Origin of the sequence: Streptomyces gardneri (assembly GCF_006539185.1) — a bacterium.
Lineage (GTDB): Bacteria > Actinomycetota > Actinomycetes > Streptomycetales > Streptomycetaceae > Streptomyces > Streptomyces gardneri.
In genome coordinates this window covers 40,788-57,473 of sequence record NZ_BJMN01000050.1, presented here as the reverse complement: position 1 = coordinate 57,473, position 16,686 = coordinate 40,788, and the positions used below count along the sequence as shown (strand labels likewise).

General features: G+C 71.1%; 16 protein-coding genes. 15 read left to right on the top strand and 1 reads right to left on the bottom strand.

Annotated elements, in window-relative coordinates; all coding sequences use genetic code 11:
• The first annotated feature begins 393 nt into the window (after window positions 1-393).
• Genes SGA01_RS32785 through SGA01_RS32770 form a run of 4 tightly spaced genes read left to right on the top strand, consistent with a single transcriptional unit; the run spans window position 394 to window position 4,397 of the window.
• Window positions 394-879: a hypothetical protein gene (locus tag SGA01_RS32785; RefSeq protein WP_141301150.1), complete on the top strand. Its 486-nt coding sequence runs from the start codon at window positions 394-396 to the stop codon at window positions 877-879.
• Window positions 872-2,440, top strand: coding sequence for a peptidoglycan-binding protein (locus SGA01_RS32780; RefSeq protein ID WP_229918386.1), 1,569 nt, complete (start codon window positions 872-874; stop codon window positions 2,438-2,440). The genes SGA01_RS32785 and SGA01_RS32780 overlap by 8 nt, the downstream gene beginning before the upstream one ends.
• Window positions 2,437-3,156 carry an ABC transporter ATP-binding protein gene (locus tag SGA01_RS32775; RefSeq protein ID WP_141301148.1) on the top strand — a complete coding sequence of 240 codons (720 nt, stop codon included), beginning with the start codon at window positions 2,437-2,439 and terminating at the stop codon, window positions 3,154-3,156. The genes SGA01_RS32780 and SGA01_RS32775 overlap by 4 nt, the downstream gene beginning before the upstream one ends.
• Complete coding sequence (locus SGA01_RS32770; RefSeq protein ID WP_141301146.1) at window positions 3,153-4,397, top strand: ABC transporter permease; 1,245 nt, start codon at window positions 3,153-3,155, stop codon at window positions 4,395-4,397. Before SGA01_RS32775 ends, SGA01_RS32770 begins: the two co-directional genes overlap by 4 nt.
• An 80-nt stretch (window positions 4,398-4,477) precedes the next feature.
• Here the strand turns inward: SGA01_RS32770 and SGA01_RS32765 are convergent, their stop codons facing one another.
• A complete protein-coding gene (locus SGA01_RS32765; protein ID WP_141301144.1) occupies window positions 4,478-5,410 on the bottom strand; it encodes a C40 family peptidase in 933 nt (310 codons plus the stop codon).
• A 661-nt stretch (window positions 5,411-6,071) separates the two neighbouring features.
• Here SGA01_RS32765 and SGA01_RS32760 point away from each other — a divergent pair.
• Genes SGA01_RS32760 through nuoK form a run of 11 tightly spaced genes read left to right on the top strand, consistent with a single transcriptional unit; the run spans window position 6,072 to window position 16,686 of the window.
• Window positions 6,072-6,431 (top strand): NADH-quinone oxidoreductase subunit A, encoded by a 360-nt coding sequence (locus SGA01_RS32760; RefSeq protein ID WP_019888619.1) that lies wholly within the window; start codon window positions 6,072-6,074, stop codon window positions 6,429-6,431.
• Between the two features lie 17 nt (window positions 6,432-6,448).
• Window positions 6,449-7,003 (top strand): NuoB/complex I 20 kDa subunit family protein, encoded by a 555-nt coding sequence (locus SGA01_RS32755; RefSeq protein ID WP_024756031.1) that lies wholly within the window; start codon window positions 6,449-6,451, stop codon window positions 7,001-7,003.
• Window positions 7,000-7,731, top strand: coding sequence for an NADH-quinone oxidoreductase subunit C (locus tag SGA01_RS32750; RefSeq protein WP_141301142.1), 732 nt, complete (start codon window positions 7,000-7,002; stop codon window positions 7,729-7,731). Before SGA01_RS32755 ends, SGA01_RS32750 begins: the two co-directional genes overlap by 4 nt.
• A complete protein-coding gene (locus SGA01_RS32745) occupies window positions 7,728-9,050 on the top strand; it encodes an NADH-quinone oxidoreductase subunit D (RefSeq protein ID WP_141301140.1) in 1,323 nt (440 codons plus the stop codon). The genes SGA01_RS32750 and SGA01_RS32745 overlap by 4 nt, the downstream gene beginning before the upstream one ends.
• Window positions 9,047-9,796 carry an NADH-quinone oxidoreductase subunit NuoE gene (nuoE, locus tag SGA01_RS32740; protein ID WP_141301138.1) on the top strand — a complete coding sequence of 250 codons (750 nt, stop codon included), beginning with the start codon at window positions 9,047-9,049 and terminating at the stop codon, window positions 9,794-9,796. Before SGA01_RS32745 ends, nuoE begins: the two co-directional genes overlap by 4 nt.
• Window positions 9,796-11,157 (top strand): NADH-quinone oxidoreductase subunit NuoF, encoded by a 1,362-nt coding sequence (gene nuoF, locus SGA01_RS32735; protein ID WP_055641930.1) that lies wholly within the window; start codon window positions 9,796-9,798, stop codon window positions 11,155-11,157. The genes nuoE and nuoF overlap by 1 nt, the downstream gene beginning before the upstream one ends.
• Window positions 11,154-13,637 (top strand): NADH-quinone oxidoreductase subunit G, encoded by a 2,484-nt coding sequence (locus tag SGA01_RS32730; RefSeq protein WP_141301136.1) that lies wholly within the window; start codon window positions 11,154-11,156, stop codon window positions 13,635-13,637. The genes nuoF and SGA01_RS32730 overlap by 4 nt, the downstream gene beginning before the upstream one ends.
• Entirely contained in the window at window positions 13,634-14,995 is a 1,362-nt protein-coding gene (gene nuoH / locus SGA01_RS32725) for an NADH-quinone oxidoreductase subunit NuoH (protein ID WP_141301134.1), read from the top strand. The genes SGA01_RS32730 and nuoH overlap by 4 nt, the downstream gene beginning before the upstream one ends.
• Complete coding sequence (gene nuoI, locus SGA01_RS32720; RefSeq protein WP_055641927.1) at window positions 14,988-15,566, top strand: NADH-quinone oxidoreductase subunit NuoI; 579 nt, start codon at window positions 14,988-14,990, stop codon at window positions 15,564-15,566. Before nuoH ends, nuoI begins: the two co-directional genes overlap by 8 nt.
• A complete protein-coding gene (locus SGA01_RS32715; protein ID WP_141301132.1) occupies window positions 15,563-16,390 on the top strand; it encodes an NADH-quinone oxidoreductase subunit J in 828 nt (275 codons plus the stop codon). The genes nuoI and SGA01_RS32715 overlap by 4 nt, the downstream gene beginning before the upstream one ends.
• The gene (nuoK, locus tag SGA01_RS32710) at window positions 16,387-16,686 is read left to right on the top strand and encodes an NADH-quinone oxidoreductase subunit NuoK (RefSeq protein WP_017239464.1); all 300 of its coding nucleotides are present in this window, start codon (window positions 16,387-16,389) and stop codon (window positions 16,684-16,686) included. Before SGA01_RS32715 ends, nuoK begins: the two co-directional genes overlap by 4 nt.

Below are 16,686 nucleotides of genomic sequence, written 5' to 3'. Positions count from 1 at the left end.
GACCGTGAAGTAGACACCAGAGCCGGCCCCCGCGTCTTGAATTCGGCTCGACCTGTTGTTCGGCAAAGGCGATTCGCGCCGTCGACCTGCGGCATCCCTCGTGGAAAAGGTGATGGGGTGAATCCGCTTAGTTCGTCAGGTCGACGGGAGCCCGGTCTTCCGCATGTCTTCGCGTCTGCTGTGCGCGTGGGTAAACGTCTTGTTTTGTAGGGGAGTTGTGGGCGTGACGTGATGGTGAGCGAGTAGTTAGAGTGGCCGAGGTCGAGCAGCCGTACGAATGGCTCGGCCCCTTCCGCGCCGAGTCGTGGAGGCGCACCGCGCCGCCGGCTCCGAGCGCCGCCCCCGTATCGGGAAGTCCCGGACAACGGGACCCCCGGATAAGGACGTGCATCGATGAGACGCCCGCTGACCGTCCCTTTGCTCCTCGCCGCTCTCGCGCTCACCGGGTGCGGGGGCGACGCCGAACCCGCCGCCTCCCGCCCCGTCCCGACGGCCCCGGCGGAAGCCGCCTTCGTCCCGTTCTACGACTGCCTCGCCGAGCAGGGACTGAAGCTCACGGAGACGGAGGGCGGCGCCAGGCGGGTCGACAAGGACGCCAACAGCGAGAAGGCGCAGCGCGACGCCGACAAGGCGTGCCGGAGCCTCATGCCCGCCGAACTGCCGGTGGACCAGGAGCAGATGAAGCAGGACAAGGCGCTGTCCGAGTGCGTCCGGCGCAATGGATACCCCGACTACCCCGACCCGGACCCGAAGACCGGCCGGCTGCCGGAGAGCGAGGCGCTGAAGTACGACGCCGGGCTCCCCGAGATCCTCCGCAAGTGCCGCCCGGCGGCCGCAGGGGACCAGGAGGGCCAGGGCGGCGCGGTCGACGGTGGCTGAGCCCGCCGGGCCGGAACCCGAGACCTCCCACGAACCCCGTGCCCGCCGCGGGCACCTGTGGATCGGCGCCCTCGTCGTCGGTGCCGTCGTGCTCACCGTCGCCGGAGTCTTCGCCGGTACGGTGATCAAGTCCCCGGCGCAGGTCGCCGCGGACGCCGAGGCGCCCCCGCCCGACGTCCTCACCGCCCCCGTCGAGCGCCGCGTCCTGCGCGAGACGGTCGTCCTGCGCGGCACCGTCGTCGCCGGGCAGACCGTCCAGGTCGCGCCCGTCGTCGCCGGCGGCGAGGGCGCCACGCCCGTCGTCACCAAGACGCCGGTCGCCCTCGGCGCCGCGGTGCGCCCCGGGCAGGTCCTCCTGGAGATCTCCGGCCGCCCCGTCCTCGTACTGAAGGGGCGCCTGCCCGTCTACCGCGACCTCAAGCCGGGCGCGACCGGCGACGACGTCGCCCAGCTCCAGGCCGCGCTCGCCGCGCTCGGGCACGGCCGGGGCGGCGACGAGCAGGGCGTCTTCGGTGCCGGGACCAAGGTCGCCGTGACGGAGTTCTACGCCTCCGTCGGCTACGACCCCCGGCCCGCCCAGGACGACGACGGCGCGTCCGTCGACGGTGCCGCGGCCGCCGTGACAGCCGCCGAACGCGCCGCCGAGGACGCGCGGGACGCCCTCGCGGACAGCCAGGCAAGCCAGGACGACCAGGCAAGCCAGGACGGGCAGGACGGGCAGAACAGCGCGGACGGCCGGGGCGGCGCGGACGGCGCGGACCCCGACGACAAGGCCCGGACGGCGGCGCAGACGAGGGCCCAGGCCAAGGCCCAGGCGAAGGCGCTGCGCAAGGCCCGCGACCGGGCCCTCGCCGACCTCGCCACCGCCCGCACCGCCCTGGACAAGGCATGGGCCGCCGCCGGACCCATGGTCCCGGCCGGCGAGGTCGTCTTCGTGGACCGCTTCCCCGCCCGGGTCGCGTCCACCGCCGTGCGCCCCGGCTCCCCGGTGTCCGGCACCCTGCTGACCCTGTCCTCCGGCCGTCTCCTCGCCCAGGGCCATCTCCAGGACCACCAGAAGGGCATGGTCAGGCCCGGCCAGAAGGTCCGTGTCGTCGACGAGGTGACCGGCGTCGAACTCACGGCGGAGGTCGGGACCGTCGCCTCCGCGCCGAGCTCCGTCCGTACCGCGCCGAGCGGCGGCGACGGGGGAGCGGACCAGGAAGGCGGCGCCCCCGCGAAGGGCCCCACCGGCTTCCTCTTCACCGCGGTGCCCGACGCGGAGATCCCGCCCGCCCTCGCCGGCCAGGACGTACGGCTGACGATCGAGGCCGCCTCCACCGACGGCGAGGCCCTCGTCGTCCCCGTCACCGCCGTGTCGGCGGGCGCGGACGGCCGGACCCTGGTCACCGTCGTCGACGCGAGCGGGCGCCGGAACCCCGTCGAGGTGCGGACCGGCACCCTCGGGGACGGCTACGTCGAGGTCGTACCGCTCGCGGCGGGCGCCCTGGCGGCGGGCGCCGAGGTCGTGACGGGGGTGGCCGCCACCGGCGCCGCCCAGGGCGGCCGGGGGCAGGAGTGACCCCACCCGCCCCCGTCATGGAGTTCCGCCGGGTCGGCCTCACCTACCCGGGCCCGCCCCCCGTCCGGGCCCTGTGCCCCTGCGAACTCACGGTCAGGCACGGCGAGTTCGTCGCCGTCGTCGGCCCCTCCGGCTCCGGCAAGTCCACGTTCCTGAACGTGGCCGGCCTCCTCGACGCACCCACCGAGGGCACCTACCTCCTCGACGGCATCGACACGGCCGCCCTCTCCGACGGCGACCGCACCGCCCTGCGAGGCCGGCGCATCGGCTTCGTCTTCCAGGCGTTCCACCTCATGCCGCACCGCAGCGCCACGGAGAACGTCATGCTCTCGATGGTGTATTCGGCCGTGCCCCGCGCCGAGCGCCGCAGCAGGGCCAGGGAGGCGCTGGCACGCGTCGGCCTCGCCCACCGCGTCGACGCGCTCCCGGGCCGCCTCTCGGGCGGCGAGCGCCAGCGCGTCGCCATCGCCCGCGCGCTGGCGGGCCGCCCCTCGCTGCTGCTCTGCGACGAGCCGACGGGAAACCTCGACTCCGGCAACGCGGAGACGGTCCTCGCCCTTCTCGGTGAACTCCACGCCTCCGGCATGACGGTCGTCGTCATCACCCACGACCGCGAGGTCGCCGCCCGCGCCGGCCGTACGGTCACGATCCGCGACGGCCTGCTCGCCGAACACCCCCGGGACACCGCACCCCGCGCGGAACGGAACCCCGCATGAGAAGCCGCCGCCCGCGCGCCGGCCGGATCGTCGAACCCTCCCGCCTCACCCCCCGCGACGCGCTCTCCGAGGCCGTCGCGGGCATGCTCCAGCGCCCCGGCCGGTCCGTGCTCACCGCGCTCGGCACGGTCCTCGGCGTCGGCACCTTCGTCGCGGTCCTCGGCCTGACGGCGACCACGTCCTCCCGGATCGACTCCCGGTTCGACCTGCTGACCGCCACCGAGGTCACCGTCGAGGACATCGCCCAGGAGCAGGACGAGTTCGCGGGACCCGCCTTCCCCGCCGACGCGGACGCCCGGATCGGGCGGCTCGGCGGCGTCCGGGACGCCGGGGTCTACTGGACGGTCCGGCTCGGCCCGGACGTCACCGTGCGCGCCGCGCCCGTGGGCGACGGCGCCGACGGAGTCCCGGTCGACGTGGTCGCGGCCTCACCCGGCGCGCTCCGGGCCGCCGTCCCCCGCCTCGCGCAGGGCCGGCTCTACGACGAGTTCGCCTCGGCGAAGGCCCAGCCGGTGGCGGTCGTCGGGGCGTCCGTGGCCGCCCGGCTCGGCATCACCACCCTGGAGACCCGGCCCGCGGTGTTCATCGGGGACGAGCCGTTCGTGGTGGCCGGCATCGTCGACGACGTCGAGCGCAGGCCGGACGTCCTGATGTCGGTGAGCGTGCCCCGGACGACCGCCGAGCGCATGTGGGGGCCGCCGGGGGCGGGTGACGCGAGGATGCTGGTCGCCACGGAGACCGGGGCCGCCCGGCAGATCGCCCACGAGGCCGCGGTCGCGCTGCGCCCGGACCATCCGGAGTATCTGAAGGCCGTCCCGCCGCCGGACCCGAGGGCGCTGCGGGCGGACGTCACCGGCGACCTCGACCAGCTGTTCCTGCTGCTCGCCGGGGTCTGTCTGGTGATCGGCGCCGTCGGCATCGCCAACACCACGCTGGTCGCGGTCCTGGAGCGGACCGGCGAGATCGGTCTGCGGCGGGCCCTGGGCGCCCGGGCGCGGCACGTCACCGTCCAGTTCCTCACGGAGTCCGGGGTCCTGGGCGCGGTCGGCGGGCTCGTCGGGACGGCGCTGGGCGTGTGCACGGTGGTCGGGGTGGCGCTCGCCCGGGACTGGACCCCGGTCGTCCATCCCGCGGCCGTCGTCGCGGCGCCGCTGATCGGTCTGGGGACGGGTGTGGTCGCCGGCCTCTACCCGGCCTGGCGGGCCTCCCGCGTCGAACCGGCCGAGGCGCTCCGCCACTGACGTGCGGCACACATGACGAAGGACCGTCTCTCCCCCGAGGAGTGACGGCCCTTCGCCTGGCGATCGAGTGGTGCGCCGGATCAGAGGATCCGGACGGCGCCCGACGGGGTGTCCCAGTCGAGCGAGCGCTCGACGACGCCCGTGGACGGGTTCTGCGCGCCGACGTACTTGCCGCCGCCGACGTAGATGGCGACGTGGTACGAGCCGCTGCGGCTGCCCCAGTACAGGACGTCGCCCGGCTGGAGGTTGCTCAGCGAGACGGAAGTGCCGCGGCTCGACTGGTCGCCGGAGATGCGCGGCAGGTCGATGCCGGCCGAGGCGTAGGCGGCCTGGACGAGGCCGGAGCAGTCCCAGGAGTTGGGGCCGGTGCCGCCCATGACGTACGCGTCGCCGATCTGGGCGCGCGCGAAGGCCACGATCGCGGCGGCGGTGCCTGAGGGGGCCTGCGTCTCGGTGTTGCTGCTGCTGCCCGTGGAGGAGCCGCTGTCCGAGGAGCCGGTGGAGCCCGAGCCGGAGTCCGAGGCGTTGGAGCCGGAGGAGCTGTTGTCGCTCGTGGAGGTGGTCCGGAGCTGGGTGCGCTCACGGTCGCGCGAGGCGCGGGCCTCGGCCTCCAGGCGCTCCTGCTCGGCCTTCGCCTTGGCCTCGGCCTCGGCGCGGGCCTTCTCGGCGCGCTCGGCCTCGGCCTTGCGGTCCGCCTCGGCCTTGGCCTTCTTGGCCTCCTTCGCGGCCTTCTGCAGGGCCGCGTTCTCCTGGCTCTCCAGGCTCTGGTCGAGGGCCTCCTGCTGGGACGCCTCGGCCGAGGCGGCGACAGCACTCGCCAGGCCCGCGGTGTCGAGGGATCCGAGCGTGGGCATTTCGATGGTCTCGGTCACCGGCTCGGCATTCGCCGGCCCGGCAGCACCGGCCACCGCGATGGTGCCGAGGACGCCACCGGCAACTCCGGCGCGGAGCGCGAGCTTCGAGGCGCTGCGGCGGGGCTTCCGGTGGCTGGGTATGTGAGCGGTGTGGGACATGGGAACAACCGCTATCAGGGCTTGGCGGTTCCCTTCAAGAAACGTGGGCTGCGCCACAGTTGCCCCGGGAATGGCTGAATCCGCTTCCTTGGCACCCTTATTGACGCCGTAACGGGCAAATCGGGCACGGCTCATTGCGCCCTTGATCATGCGGTTTCAATAAAACGTCCGAATTGCCCGTCACTTACCACCTCTTCACGTCTGTGGCCAAGCCCCGCTTTCCCGGACCCCCATGCGGCGTGACGCAGGTCACATCCCCGCTCGTGAACGGGCGCACGCGTCCACCTCCGTACGCCGGACCCCCCGACCGGGCGACGGCGGCTTCCTTTATCACCTTGATCCATCCCATCGCCAATTTGCCTGTATGGGCCATGGCTTGATAGTGCGCCACCCCCTCCGAGCAGCGACTTCCGGTACGGATGTCACATCTGGTGATCACCTGGGCGCTTCGCGCAACAAGATCACCGCTCATCCGGCTTCATGATCCTTCGTCAGGTGGTGGAGATCACAAACTCGTTGCTGTATCCCGTGTCGCAGATCACAGAGGGGCGGGCATAAGATGCGGGGCAGCCGGGCTTGTGAACTGCCTCACATGGGGGCGATCTTTCACGGTCCGGTCGTGCGATCCAACGGTCAAGGACGACTGGAAGGAGCGAGGAGCGTGAATGCGTACGCGCCCGTCCTCGTGCTCGGTGCCCTGGGTGCGGGGTTTGCGATCTTCTCCGTGGTCATGGCCACGCTTATCGGGCCAAAGCGGTACAACAGGGCAAAGCTTGAGGCGTACGAGTGCGGCATCGAGCCGACACCCACTCCCGCCGGAGGCGGCCGCTTCCCGATCAAGTACTACCTGACGGCGATGCTCTTCATCGTCTTCGACATCGAGATCGTCTTCCTCTACCCCTGGGCGGTCACGTTCGACGCCCTGGGGCTTTTCGGGCTCGTGGAGATGCTGCTCTTCGTGCTCACCGTCTTCGTCGCCTACGCCTACGTGTGGCGTCGCGGCGGCCTGGAATGGGACTGAGGGGCTGAGGGGCACCAATGGGACTCGAAGAGAAACTCCCGAGCGGCTTTCTGCTGACGACGGTCGAACAGGCCGCGGGCTGGGTGCGCAAGGCGTCCGTGTTCCCCGCGACCTTCGGCCTCGCCTGCTGCGCCATCGAGATGATGACCACCGGCGCCGGCCGGTACGACCTGGCCCGCTTCGGCATGGAGGTCTTCCGCGGCTCACCGCGCCAGGCCGACCTCATGATCGTCGCCGGCCGCGTCAGCCAGAAGATGGCGCCGGTCCTGCGGCAGGTCTACGACCAGATGCCCAACCCCAAGTGGGTCATCTCGATGGGCGTCTGCGCCTCCTCGGGCGGCATGTTCAACAACTACGCGATCGTGCAGGGCGTCGACCACATCGTGCCCGTCGACATCTACCTGCCCGGCTGTCCGCCGCGGCCGGAGATGCTCCTCGACGCGATCCTCAAGCTCCACCAGAAGATCCAGACCTCCAAGCTCGGCGTGAACGCCGAGGAGGCGGCGCGCGAGGCGGAGGAGGCGGCGCTCAAGGCGCTGCCGACCATCGAATTGAAGGGTCTGCTCCGGTGAGTGACGAGACACCCAACCCCGAGAAGGAGCTGAGCGAGCAGAACCTGCCGGGCCAGCGCGGGGAGCACGGCGAGGAGGTACGCCTCCAGCGTGGCATGTTCGGCGCCAACAACGGCGGCGACACGTCCGGCTACAGCGGCCTCGTCCGCTCGATCCGCCTCCCCGGCCCGGCCAACCGCCCGTACGGCGGCTGGTTCGACGAGGTCGCCGACGAACTCGAAGGCGCACTGGAGGAGCAGGGACTGCTCCCCGCCAAAGCCATCGAGAAGACGGTCGTCGACCGCGACGAGCTCACCTTCCACATCGAGCGCGAGCACCTCGTCCGCGTCGCCCGCACGCTCCGCGACGACCCGGCGCTCCGCTTCGAGCTCTGCACCGGCGTCTCCGGCGTCCACTACCCGGGGGACAAGGGCCGCGAGCTGCACGCCGTCTACCACCTGCGCTCGCTCACCCACGGCAGGCTGATCCGCCTGGAGGTCTCGGCGCCCGACGCCGACCCGCGCATCCCGTCCCTCGTCGCCGTCTACCCGACGAACGACTGGCACGAGCGCGAGGCGTACGACTTCTTCGGCATCGTCTTCGACGGTCACCCCGCCCTCACCCGGATCATGATGCCGGACGACTGGCAGGGCCACCCGCAGCGCAAGGACTACCCCCTCGGTGGCATCGCCATCGAGTACAAGGGCGCCCAGATCCCGGCTCCGGACCAGCGGAGGTCGTACTCGTGAACACCCCGTCCGCCTCCCCCCGGGAGACGACAGAAGGCGCCGTCTACACGGTGACCGGCGGCGACTGGGAAGAGGTCGTCCAGTCCGCCGCCAAGGCCGACGACGAACGCATCATCGTCAACATGGGCCCGCAGCACCCGTCCACCCACGGCGTGCTCCGGCTCATCCTGGAGATCGACGGCGAGACCGTCACCGAGGCCCGCTGCGGCATCGGCTACCTCCACACCGGCATCGAGAAGAACCTCGAGTACCGGACCTGGACGCAGGGCACCACCTTCGTCACGCGCATGGACTACCTCACCTCGTTCTACAACGAGACGGCGTACTGCCTCGGCGTGGAGAAGCTCCTCGGCATCACCGAGCAGATCCCGGACCGCGCCAGCGTCATCCGCGTCCTGCTCATGGAGCTCAACCGGCTCTCCTCCCACCTGGTGTGCATCGCCACCGGCGGCATGGAGCTCGGCGCCACCACGATCATGATCTACGGCTTCCGGGACCGCGAGATGATCCTGGACCTGTACGAGCTGATCACCGGCCTGCGCATGAACCACGCGTTCATCCGCCCCGGCGGCCTCGCCCAGGACCTGCCGCCCGGCGCCGTCGACGCCGTCCGCGAGTTCGTGAAGACCATGAAGAAGAACCTGCCGGAGTACGACAAGCTCGCCACCGGCAACCCCATCTTCAAGGCCCGCATGCAGGACGTCGGCTACCTCGACCTCACCGGCTGCATGGCCCTCGGCGCCACCGGACCGATCCTGCGCTCCGCGGGCCTCCCGCACGACCTGCGCAAGACGGACCCGTACTGCGGCTACGAGAACTACGAGTTCGACGTCCCGACCGCCGACACCTGCGACTCCTACGGACGCTTCCTCGTCCGCCTGGAGGAGATGCGGCAGTCGCTCCGGATCGTCGAGCAGTGCCTCGACCGCCTCGCCCCGGGACCGGTCATGGTCGGCGACAAGAAGATCGCCTGGCCCGCGCAGCTCGCGCTCGGCCCCGACGGCCTCGGCAACTCCCTCGACCACATCAAGAAGATCATGGGCACCTCCATGGAGGCCCTGATCCACCACTTCAAGCTGGTCACCGAGGGCTTCCGGGTCCCCGCCGGGCAGGCCTACGCGGCCGTCGAGTCGCCCAAGGGCGAGCTCGGCGTGCACGTCGTCTCCGACGGCGGCACCCGCCCCTTCCGGGTCCACTTCCGCGACCCGTCCTTCACCAACCTCCAGGCCATGGCCGCGATGTGCGAGGGCGGCCAGGTCGCCGACGTCATCGTCGCCGTCGCCTCCATCGACCCCGTGATGGGAGGCGTCGACCGATGACGGAGAACGTCAGCCTGGGGATGCCCCAGCTGCCCGCCCCCGAGTACCCGGCCGAGGTCCACGCGCGCCTGGAGGAGGACGCGCGGGCGATCATCGCCCGCTACCCGGACTCCCGCTCCGCGCTCCTGCCGATGCTGCACCTCGTGCAGTCGGAGGAGGGCCATGTGACCCGTACCGGCATGCGGTTCTGCGCCGAACTCCTCGGCCTGACCACCGCCGAGGTCACCGCCGTCGCCACCTTCTACACGATGTACCGGCGCAAGCCCTCCGGCGACTACCAGGTCGGCGTCTGTACGAACACGCTCTGCGCCGTCATGGGCGGCGACGCCATCTTCGAGGAGCTCAAGCAGCACCTCGGCGTCGGAAACAACGGAGCCGACGACACGACTGCCGACGGCAAGATCACCCTTGAACACATCGAGTGCAACGCGGCCTGCGACTTCGCACCCGTCGTGATGGTCAACTGGGAGTTCTTCGACAACCAGACCCCGGAGTCCGCCAAGAGGATGGTGGACGACCTGCGGGCCGGACGGACCGTCGAACCCACCCGCGGCGCCCCCCTCTGCACCTTCAAGGAGACCGCCCGCATCCTCGCCGGCTTCCCCGACGAGCGCCCCGGCGCCGTCGAGGCCACCGGCGGAGCGGGCCCCGCCTCCCTCGTCGGACTGCGCCTGGCCAAGGGCGAGGCGCCCCACCACCGAATCGTCCACCCGCGCGGTGAGGCAACCCGTCAGGAGGGGGAGTGATGACCTTGGCGGCCGAGATCGACAACAACAACAGCCCCGAGAAGCTTCTCGCCCCGGTCCTCTCCGCATTCTGGGACCAGCCCAACTCCTGGACCCTGGAGACCTACGAGCGGCACGAGGGATACCAGGGCCTCAAGCGGGCCCTCGCGATGAGCCCCGACGACCTCATCGCGTACGTCAAGGAATCCGGGCTCCGCGGCCGCGGCGGCGCCGGCTTCCCCACCGGCATGAAGTGGCAGTTCATCCCGCAGGGCGACGGCAAGCCCCACTACCTCGTCGTCAACGCCGATGAGTCCGAGCCCGGCACCTGCAAGGACATCCCCCTCCTCTTCGCCAACCCGCACTCCCTCATCGAGGGAATGATCATCGCCTGCTACGCGATCCGCTCCGAGCACGCGTTCATCTACCTGCGCGGCGAGGTCGTCCCCGTCCTGCGCCGTCTCCACGAGGCCGTCCGCGAGGCCTACGCGGCGGGCTACCTCGGCCGGAACATCCTCGGCAGCGGTCTCAACCTCGAACTCACCGTCCACGCCGGCGCCGGCGCGTACATCTGCGGCGAGGAGACCGCCCTGCTCGACTCGCTCGAAGGGCGCCGCGGCCAGCCCCGGCTGCGCCCCCCCTTCCCCGCGGTCGCCGGTCTGTACGCCTGCCCCACTGTCGTGAACAACGTCGAGTCCATCGCGTCCGTTCCCGCGATCCTCAACCGCGGCAAGGAATGGTTCACCTCGATGGGCAGCGAGAAGTCCCCGGGCTTCACGCTCTACTCGCTCAGCGGGCACGTCGCCACACCCGGCCAGTACGAGGCCCCCCTCGGCATCACCCTGCGCCAGCTCCTCGACATGAGCGGCGGCATGCGGCCGGGCCACCGGCTCAAGTTCTGGACCCCCGGCGGCTCCTCCACCCCCATGTTCACCGAGGAGCACCTCGACGTGCCCCTCGACTACGAGGGCGTCGGCGCCGCCGGATCCATGCTCGGCACCAAGGCCCTCCAGTGCTTCGACGAGACGACCTGCGTCGTCCGGGCCGTCACCCGCTGGACCGAGTTCTACGCCCACGAGTCCTGCGGCAAGTGCACCCCCTGCCGCGAAGGCACGTACTGGCTCGTCCAGTTGCTCCGCGACATCGAAGCCGGCAAGGGCGTGATGTCCGACCTCGACAAGCTGAACGACATCGCCGACAACATCAACGGCAAGTCGTTCTGCGCCCTCGGCGACGGCGCCGCCTCGCCGATCTTCTCCTCGCTCAAGTACTTCCGCGCGGAGTACGAGCAGCACATCACGGGCAAGGGCTGCCCCTTCGACCCCGCCAGGTCGACCGTCTGGGCCGACCGGCGCGCAGACAACACGGAGGTGAACGCATGACAGTCACCACGTCTGCCCCCTCCGGGGGCGGCGAGGCGGCGCTCCCGCCCCAGGACCTCGTCACGCTGACCATCGACGGCATCGAGATCTCCGTCCCCAAGGGGACGCTGGTCATCCGCGCCGCCGAGCAGCTCGGCATCGAGATCCCGCGCTTCTGCGACCACCCGCTCCTCGACCCCGCCGGCGCCTGCCGCCAGTGCATCGTCGAGGTCGAGGGCCAGCGCAAGCCCATGGCCTCCTGCACCATCACCTGCACCGACGGCATGGTGGTCAAGTCGCAGCTCACCTCGCCCGTGGCCGAGAAGGCCCAGCACGGCGTGATGGAGCTGCTGCTCATCAACCACCCGCTGGACTGCCCGGTCTGCGACAAGGGCGGCGAGTGCCCCCTGCAGAACCAGGCCATGTCCCACGGCCAGTCGGAGTCCCGCTTCGACGGCCACAAGCGGACCTACGAGAAGCCGGTCAACATCTCCACGCAGGTGCTGCTCGACCGCGAGCGCTGCGTGCTCTGCGCCCGCTGCACCCGCTTCTCCAACCAGGTCGCGGGCGACCCGATGATCGAGCTGATCGAGCGCGGCGCGCTCCAGCAGGTCGGCACCGGCGAGGGCGACCCCTTCGAGTCGTACTTCTCCGGCAACACCATCCAGATCTGCCCGGTCGGCGCCCTCACCTCGGCCGCCTACCGCTTCCGCTCCCGCCCCTTCGACCTGGTCTCCTCGCCGTCGGTCTGCGAGCAGTGCGCCGGCGGCTGCGCCACCCGCACCGACCACCGGCGCGGCAAGGTCATGCGGAAGCTCGCCGCCGAGGACCCCGAGGTCAACGAGGAGTGGATCTGCGACAAGGGCCGCTTCGGTTTCCGGTACGCGCAGCAGCGCGACCGGCTCACCACCCCCCTCGTCCGCAACAACGAGACCGGTGAGCTCGAAGCGGCGTCCTGGCCGGAGGCCCTGGAGGCCGCCGCCCGCGGGCTCGTCCGCGGCCGCACCGGCGTCCTCGCCGGCGGCCGGCTGACCGTCGAGGACTCCTACGCGTACGCCAAGTTCGCCCGGGTCGCCCTCGACACCAACGACATCGACTTCCGGGCCCGCGTCCACTCCGGCGAGGAGGCCGACTTCCTGGCCTCCGCCGTCGCCGGACGCGGACGCGACCTGGACGGTACGGGTGTCACGTACACCTCGCTCGAAGCGGCGCCGGCCGTTCTCCTCGTCGGCCTGGAGTCCGAGGAGGAGGCCCCCGGCGTCTTCCTGCGGCTCCGCAAGGCCTGGCGCAAGCACGGCCAGAAGACGTACGCGATCGCCGCCTTCGCGACCCGCGGCCTGGAGAAGGCGGGCGGCACCCTGCTGCCGGCCGCGCCCGGCACCGAGACCGAGTGGCTCGACGCCCTCACCTCCCGGGTCGGCCTCGAAGGCGACGGACTCGCCGCCGCCGAGGCCCTCCGCCGGGAAGGCTCCGTCATCGCCGTCGGCGAGCGCCTCGCGGGCGTGCCCGGCGCGCTCACCGCCGCCCTGCGCGCCTCGGCCGCCACCGGCGCCCGGCTCGTCTGGATCCCGCGCCGTTCCGGCGAGCGCGGCGCGGTGGAGGCGGGCGCGATCCCGACGCTGCTGCCCGGCGGCCGGCCCGCGACCGACCCGCGCGCGCGGGAGGAGGTCGCCGCCGCCTGGGGCGTCCGCGAACTCCCGCACCGCTACGGCCGCGACACCGGTCAGATCCTGGAGGCCGCGGCCACCGGCGAACTCGCCGCCCTGCTCGTCGCCGGTGTCGACGTCGTCGACCTGCCCGACCCGGCACGCGCGCGTGAGGCCCTCGACGCGGCCTTCGTGGTCTCCCTGGAGCTGCGGCCCGGCGAGGTCACCGACCGCGCCGACGTCGTCCTCCCGGTCGCCGCCGTCGCCGAGAAGCCCGGCACCTTCCTCAACTGGGAAGGCAGGGCACGCCTCTTCGAGGCCGCGCTCAAGCCCGAGCAGATGACCAGGCCGCTCGCCCCGTCCGACGCACGCGTGCTCCACATGCTCGCCGACGCCATGGACGCCCACCTGGCCCTGCCCGACCTGCGGTCCGCACGACGGGAGCTGGACCGGCTCGGCCGCTGGACCGAGGAGCGGGCCTCCGAGCCCGCCGAGCCCGGCCAGGCCGCGCCCCGGCCCGGCGACGGCGAGGCCGTCCTCGCCGGACACCGGCTGCTCCTCGACCTCGGCCGTCTCCAGGAGGGCGACACCGCCCTGGCCGGCACCCGCCACGCGGCCGTCGCCCGGCTCTCCGCCGCCACCGCCGCCGACACCGGCGTCAAGGACGGCGACACCCTGGAGGTCACCGGCCCGGCCGGCTCGGTCGCCTTCCCGCTCCAGGTCACCGAGATGCCCGACCGCGTGGTCTGGCTCCCGCTGAACTCGGCCGGCACCGGCGTCTACTCCGCCACCGGCGCCCACCCCGGCGACCTCGTCCGCATCGGCCCGGCCACCCCGACGGAGGTCCAGGCATGAACACCCTCCTCGCCGCCGAAGACCTGTCCATGTTCGGCACGGACCCCTGGTGGCTCGTCGCGATCAAGGCCGTCTTCTGCTTCGCCTTCCTGATGGTCACCGTGCTCTTCTCCATCGTGTGGGAGCGCAAGGTCGTCGCCTGGATGCAGCTGCGCGTCGGCCCCAACCGGCACGGCCCCTGGGGCCTCCTCCAGTCCCTCGCGGACGGCGTCAAGCTGATGCTGAAGGAGGACGTGATCGTCAAGAAGGCCGACAAGGTCGTCTACGTCCTCGCCCCGATCATCGCCGCGATCCCGGCCTTCATGGCGATCGCCGTGATCCCCTTCGGGCCCGCAGGCAACGAGGTGTCGATCTTCGGCCAGCGCACGACGATGCAGCTCACCGACCTGCCGATCGCGATGCTGTACGTCCTCGCGGTCGCCTCCGTCGGCATCTACGGCATCGTCCTCGCGGGCTGGTCCTCCGGCTCCACGTACCCCCTGCTCGGCGGTCTGCGCTCCTGCGCCCAGATGATCTCGTACGAGATCGCCATGGGCGCGGCCTTCGCCTCCGTCTTCCTCTACTCCGGGTCGATGTCGACCTCGGCGATCGTCGAGGCGCAGGCGGACCGCTGGTTCGTGATCCTGCTGCCGGTGTCGTTCATCATCTACATCGTCACGATGGTCGGCGAGACCAACCGCGCCCCCTTCGACATGCCGGAGTCCGAGGGCGACCTCGTCGGCGGCTTCAACACCGAGTACTCGTCCATCAAGTTCGCGCTGTTCATGCTCGCCGAGTACGTGAACATGGTGACGGTCTCGGCCGTGTCGGTGACGCTCTTCCTGGGCGGCTGGCGGGCCCCGTACCCGATCTCCACCTTCTGGGAGGGCGCGAACCACGGCTGGTGGCCGATGCTCTGGTTCATCGTCAAGGTGCAGCTGCTCCTCTTCTTCTTCATCTGGCTCCGCGGCACCCTGCCCCGCGTCCGCTACGACCAGCTGATGAAGCTCGGGTGGAAGGTCCTCATCCCGGTCTCCGTGGTCTGGCTCATGCTCGTCGCCACCGTCCGGGCCCTGCGGAACGAGAACATCGCGTTCAGCAACATCGTCCTGTACGTGGCCGGGGCCGTCCTCGGACTGCTGCTGCTCTCCTTCCTCTTCGACACGTTCCGCGACAGGAAGGCGAAGGCGCAGGCGGCGGCGCCCGAGAAGGAGCGCGTCTTCGACCCGATGGCCGGAGGCTTCCCCGTACCGCCCAAGCCCGGACAGTCCCTGCCGCCCGTGCCCCGGCGCAGGCCGCGGCGCGACAAGGACCTCGTTGTCAGTGGCGCCTCCGATACTGCTACTGCGAGTGAGGGAAAGGAGACGGACGGTGTCTGACTTCCAGAATCCGGTGGCCGGCTTCGGCGTGACCTTCAAGGCCATGTTCAAGAAGCGGCTGACCGAGCAGTACCCGGAGCAGCAGAAGACGACGGCGCCCCGCTTCCACGGCCGGCACCAGCTCAACCGTCACCCCGACGGCCTGGAGAAGTGCGTCGGCTGCGAGCTCTGCGCCTGGGCCTGTCCCGCCGACGCGATCTACGTCGAGGGCGCGGACAACACCGACGAGGAGCGCTACTCGCCCGGCGAGCGGTACGGCCGCGTCTACCAGATCAACTACGCCCGCTGCATCCTCTGCGGGCTGTGCATCGAGGCCTGCCCCACGCGCGCGCTGACGATGACCAACGAGTTCGAGCTGGCCGACTCCTCCCGCGAGAACCTGATCTACACCAAGGAGCAGCTGCTCGCGGGCCTGGAGGAGACCATGGTCGACTCCCCGCACGCGATCTTCCCCGGCATGACCGAGCAGGACTACTACCGGGGCCTCGTCACCGAGGCCGCCCCCGGGACCGTCCAGCAGGTCGCCGTCTCCAAGGGTGAGCAGGGCGAGCAGGAGGGGGCGGACGCATGAGCGCCAACCTCGCGGCGTACACGACGTCCTCGGGTGAGGCCTTCCAGTTCTGGGTCCTCGGCACCGTCGCCGTCATCGGCGCCCTCGCCACGATCCTGATGAAGAAGGCCATGCACAGCGCGCTGTCGCTGGCCGGCACGATGATCGTCCTCGCGGTCTTCTACCTCGCCAACGGCGCGTACTTCCTCGGCATCGTCCAGATCGTCGTCTACACCGGCGCGATCATGATGCTCTTCCTCTTCATCGTCATGCTGGTCGGCGTCACGGCCGCGGACTCCCTGAAGGAGACCATCAAGGGCCAGCGCTGGTGGGCCGCGGCCTGCGGGCTCGGCTTCGGCATCCTGCTGGTCGCCGGCATCGGCCAGGCCTCGCTCACCGAGTTCAACGGCCTCGGCGCGGCCAACTCGGCGTACGGCGGAAACGTGGAGGGCCTCGCCGCCCTCATCTTCACCAAGTACGTCTTCGCCTTCGAGATCACCGGCGCGCTCCTCATCACGGCGGCCGTCGGCGCGATGGTGCTCACGCACCGCGAGCGCACCGAGCGGGCCCGCACCCAGCGCGAGCTCTCCGAGCAGCGCGTACGCCAGGGCACGCACGTGCCGCCGCTGCCCGCGCCCGGTGTCTACGCCCGGCACAACGCCGTGGACGTCGCCGGTCTGCTCCCCGACGGTTCCCCGTCGGAGCTCACCGTCATGCAGACCCTGCGCAAGCGGGGTCAGATCCGGGACGTGTCCAGCGAGGCGCTCGCCGACCTCAAGGCCCTGGAGCAGCGCTCCGAGGAGCGGCTCGGCCGGGACCGGGACGAAGAGGAGGCCACCCGGTGAACCCCGTCAACTACCTGTATCTCGCGGCCCTGCTGTTCACCATCGGTGCGGCGGGGGTGCTGATCCGGCGCAACGCGATCGTGGTCTTCATGTGCGTCGAGCTGATGCTCAACGCCTGCAACCTCGCGTTCGTCACCTTCTCCCGCATGCACGGCAACCTCGACGGCCAGATCATCGCGTTCTTCACGATGGTCGTCGCCGCCGCGGAGGTCGTCGTCGGGCTCGCGATCATCGTGTCCGTCTTCCGTGCCCGCCACTCGGCCTCGGTCGACGACGCCAGCCTGATGAAGCTGTGA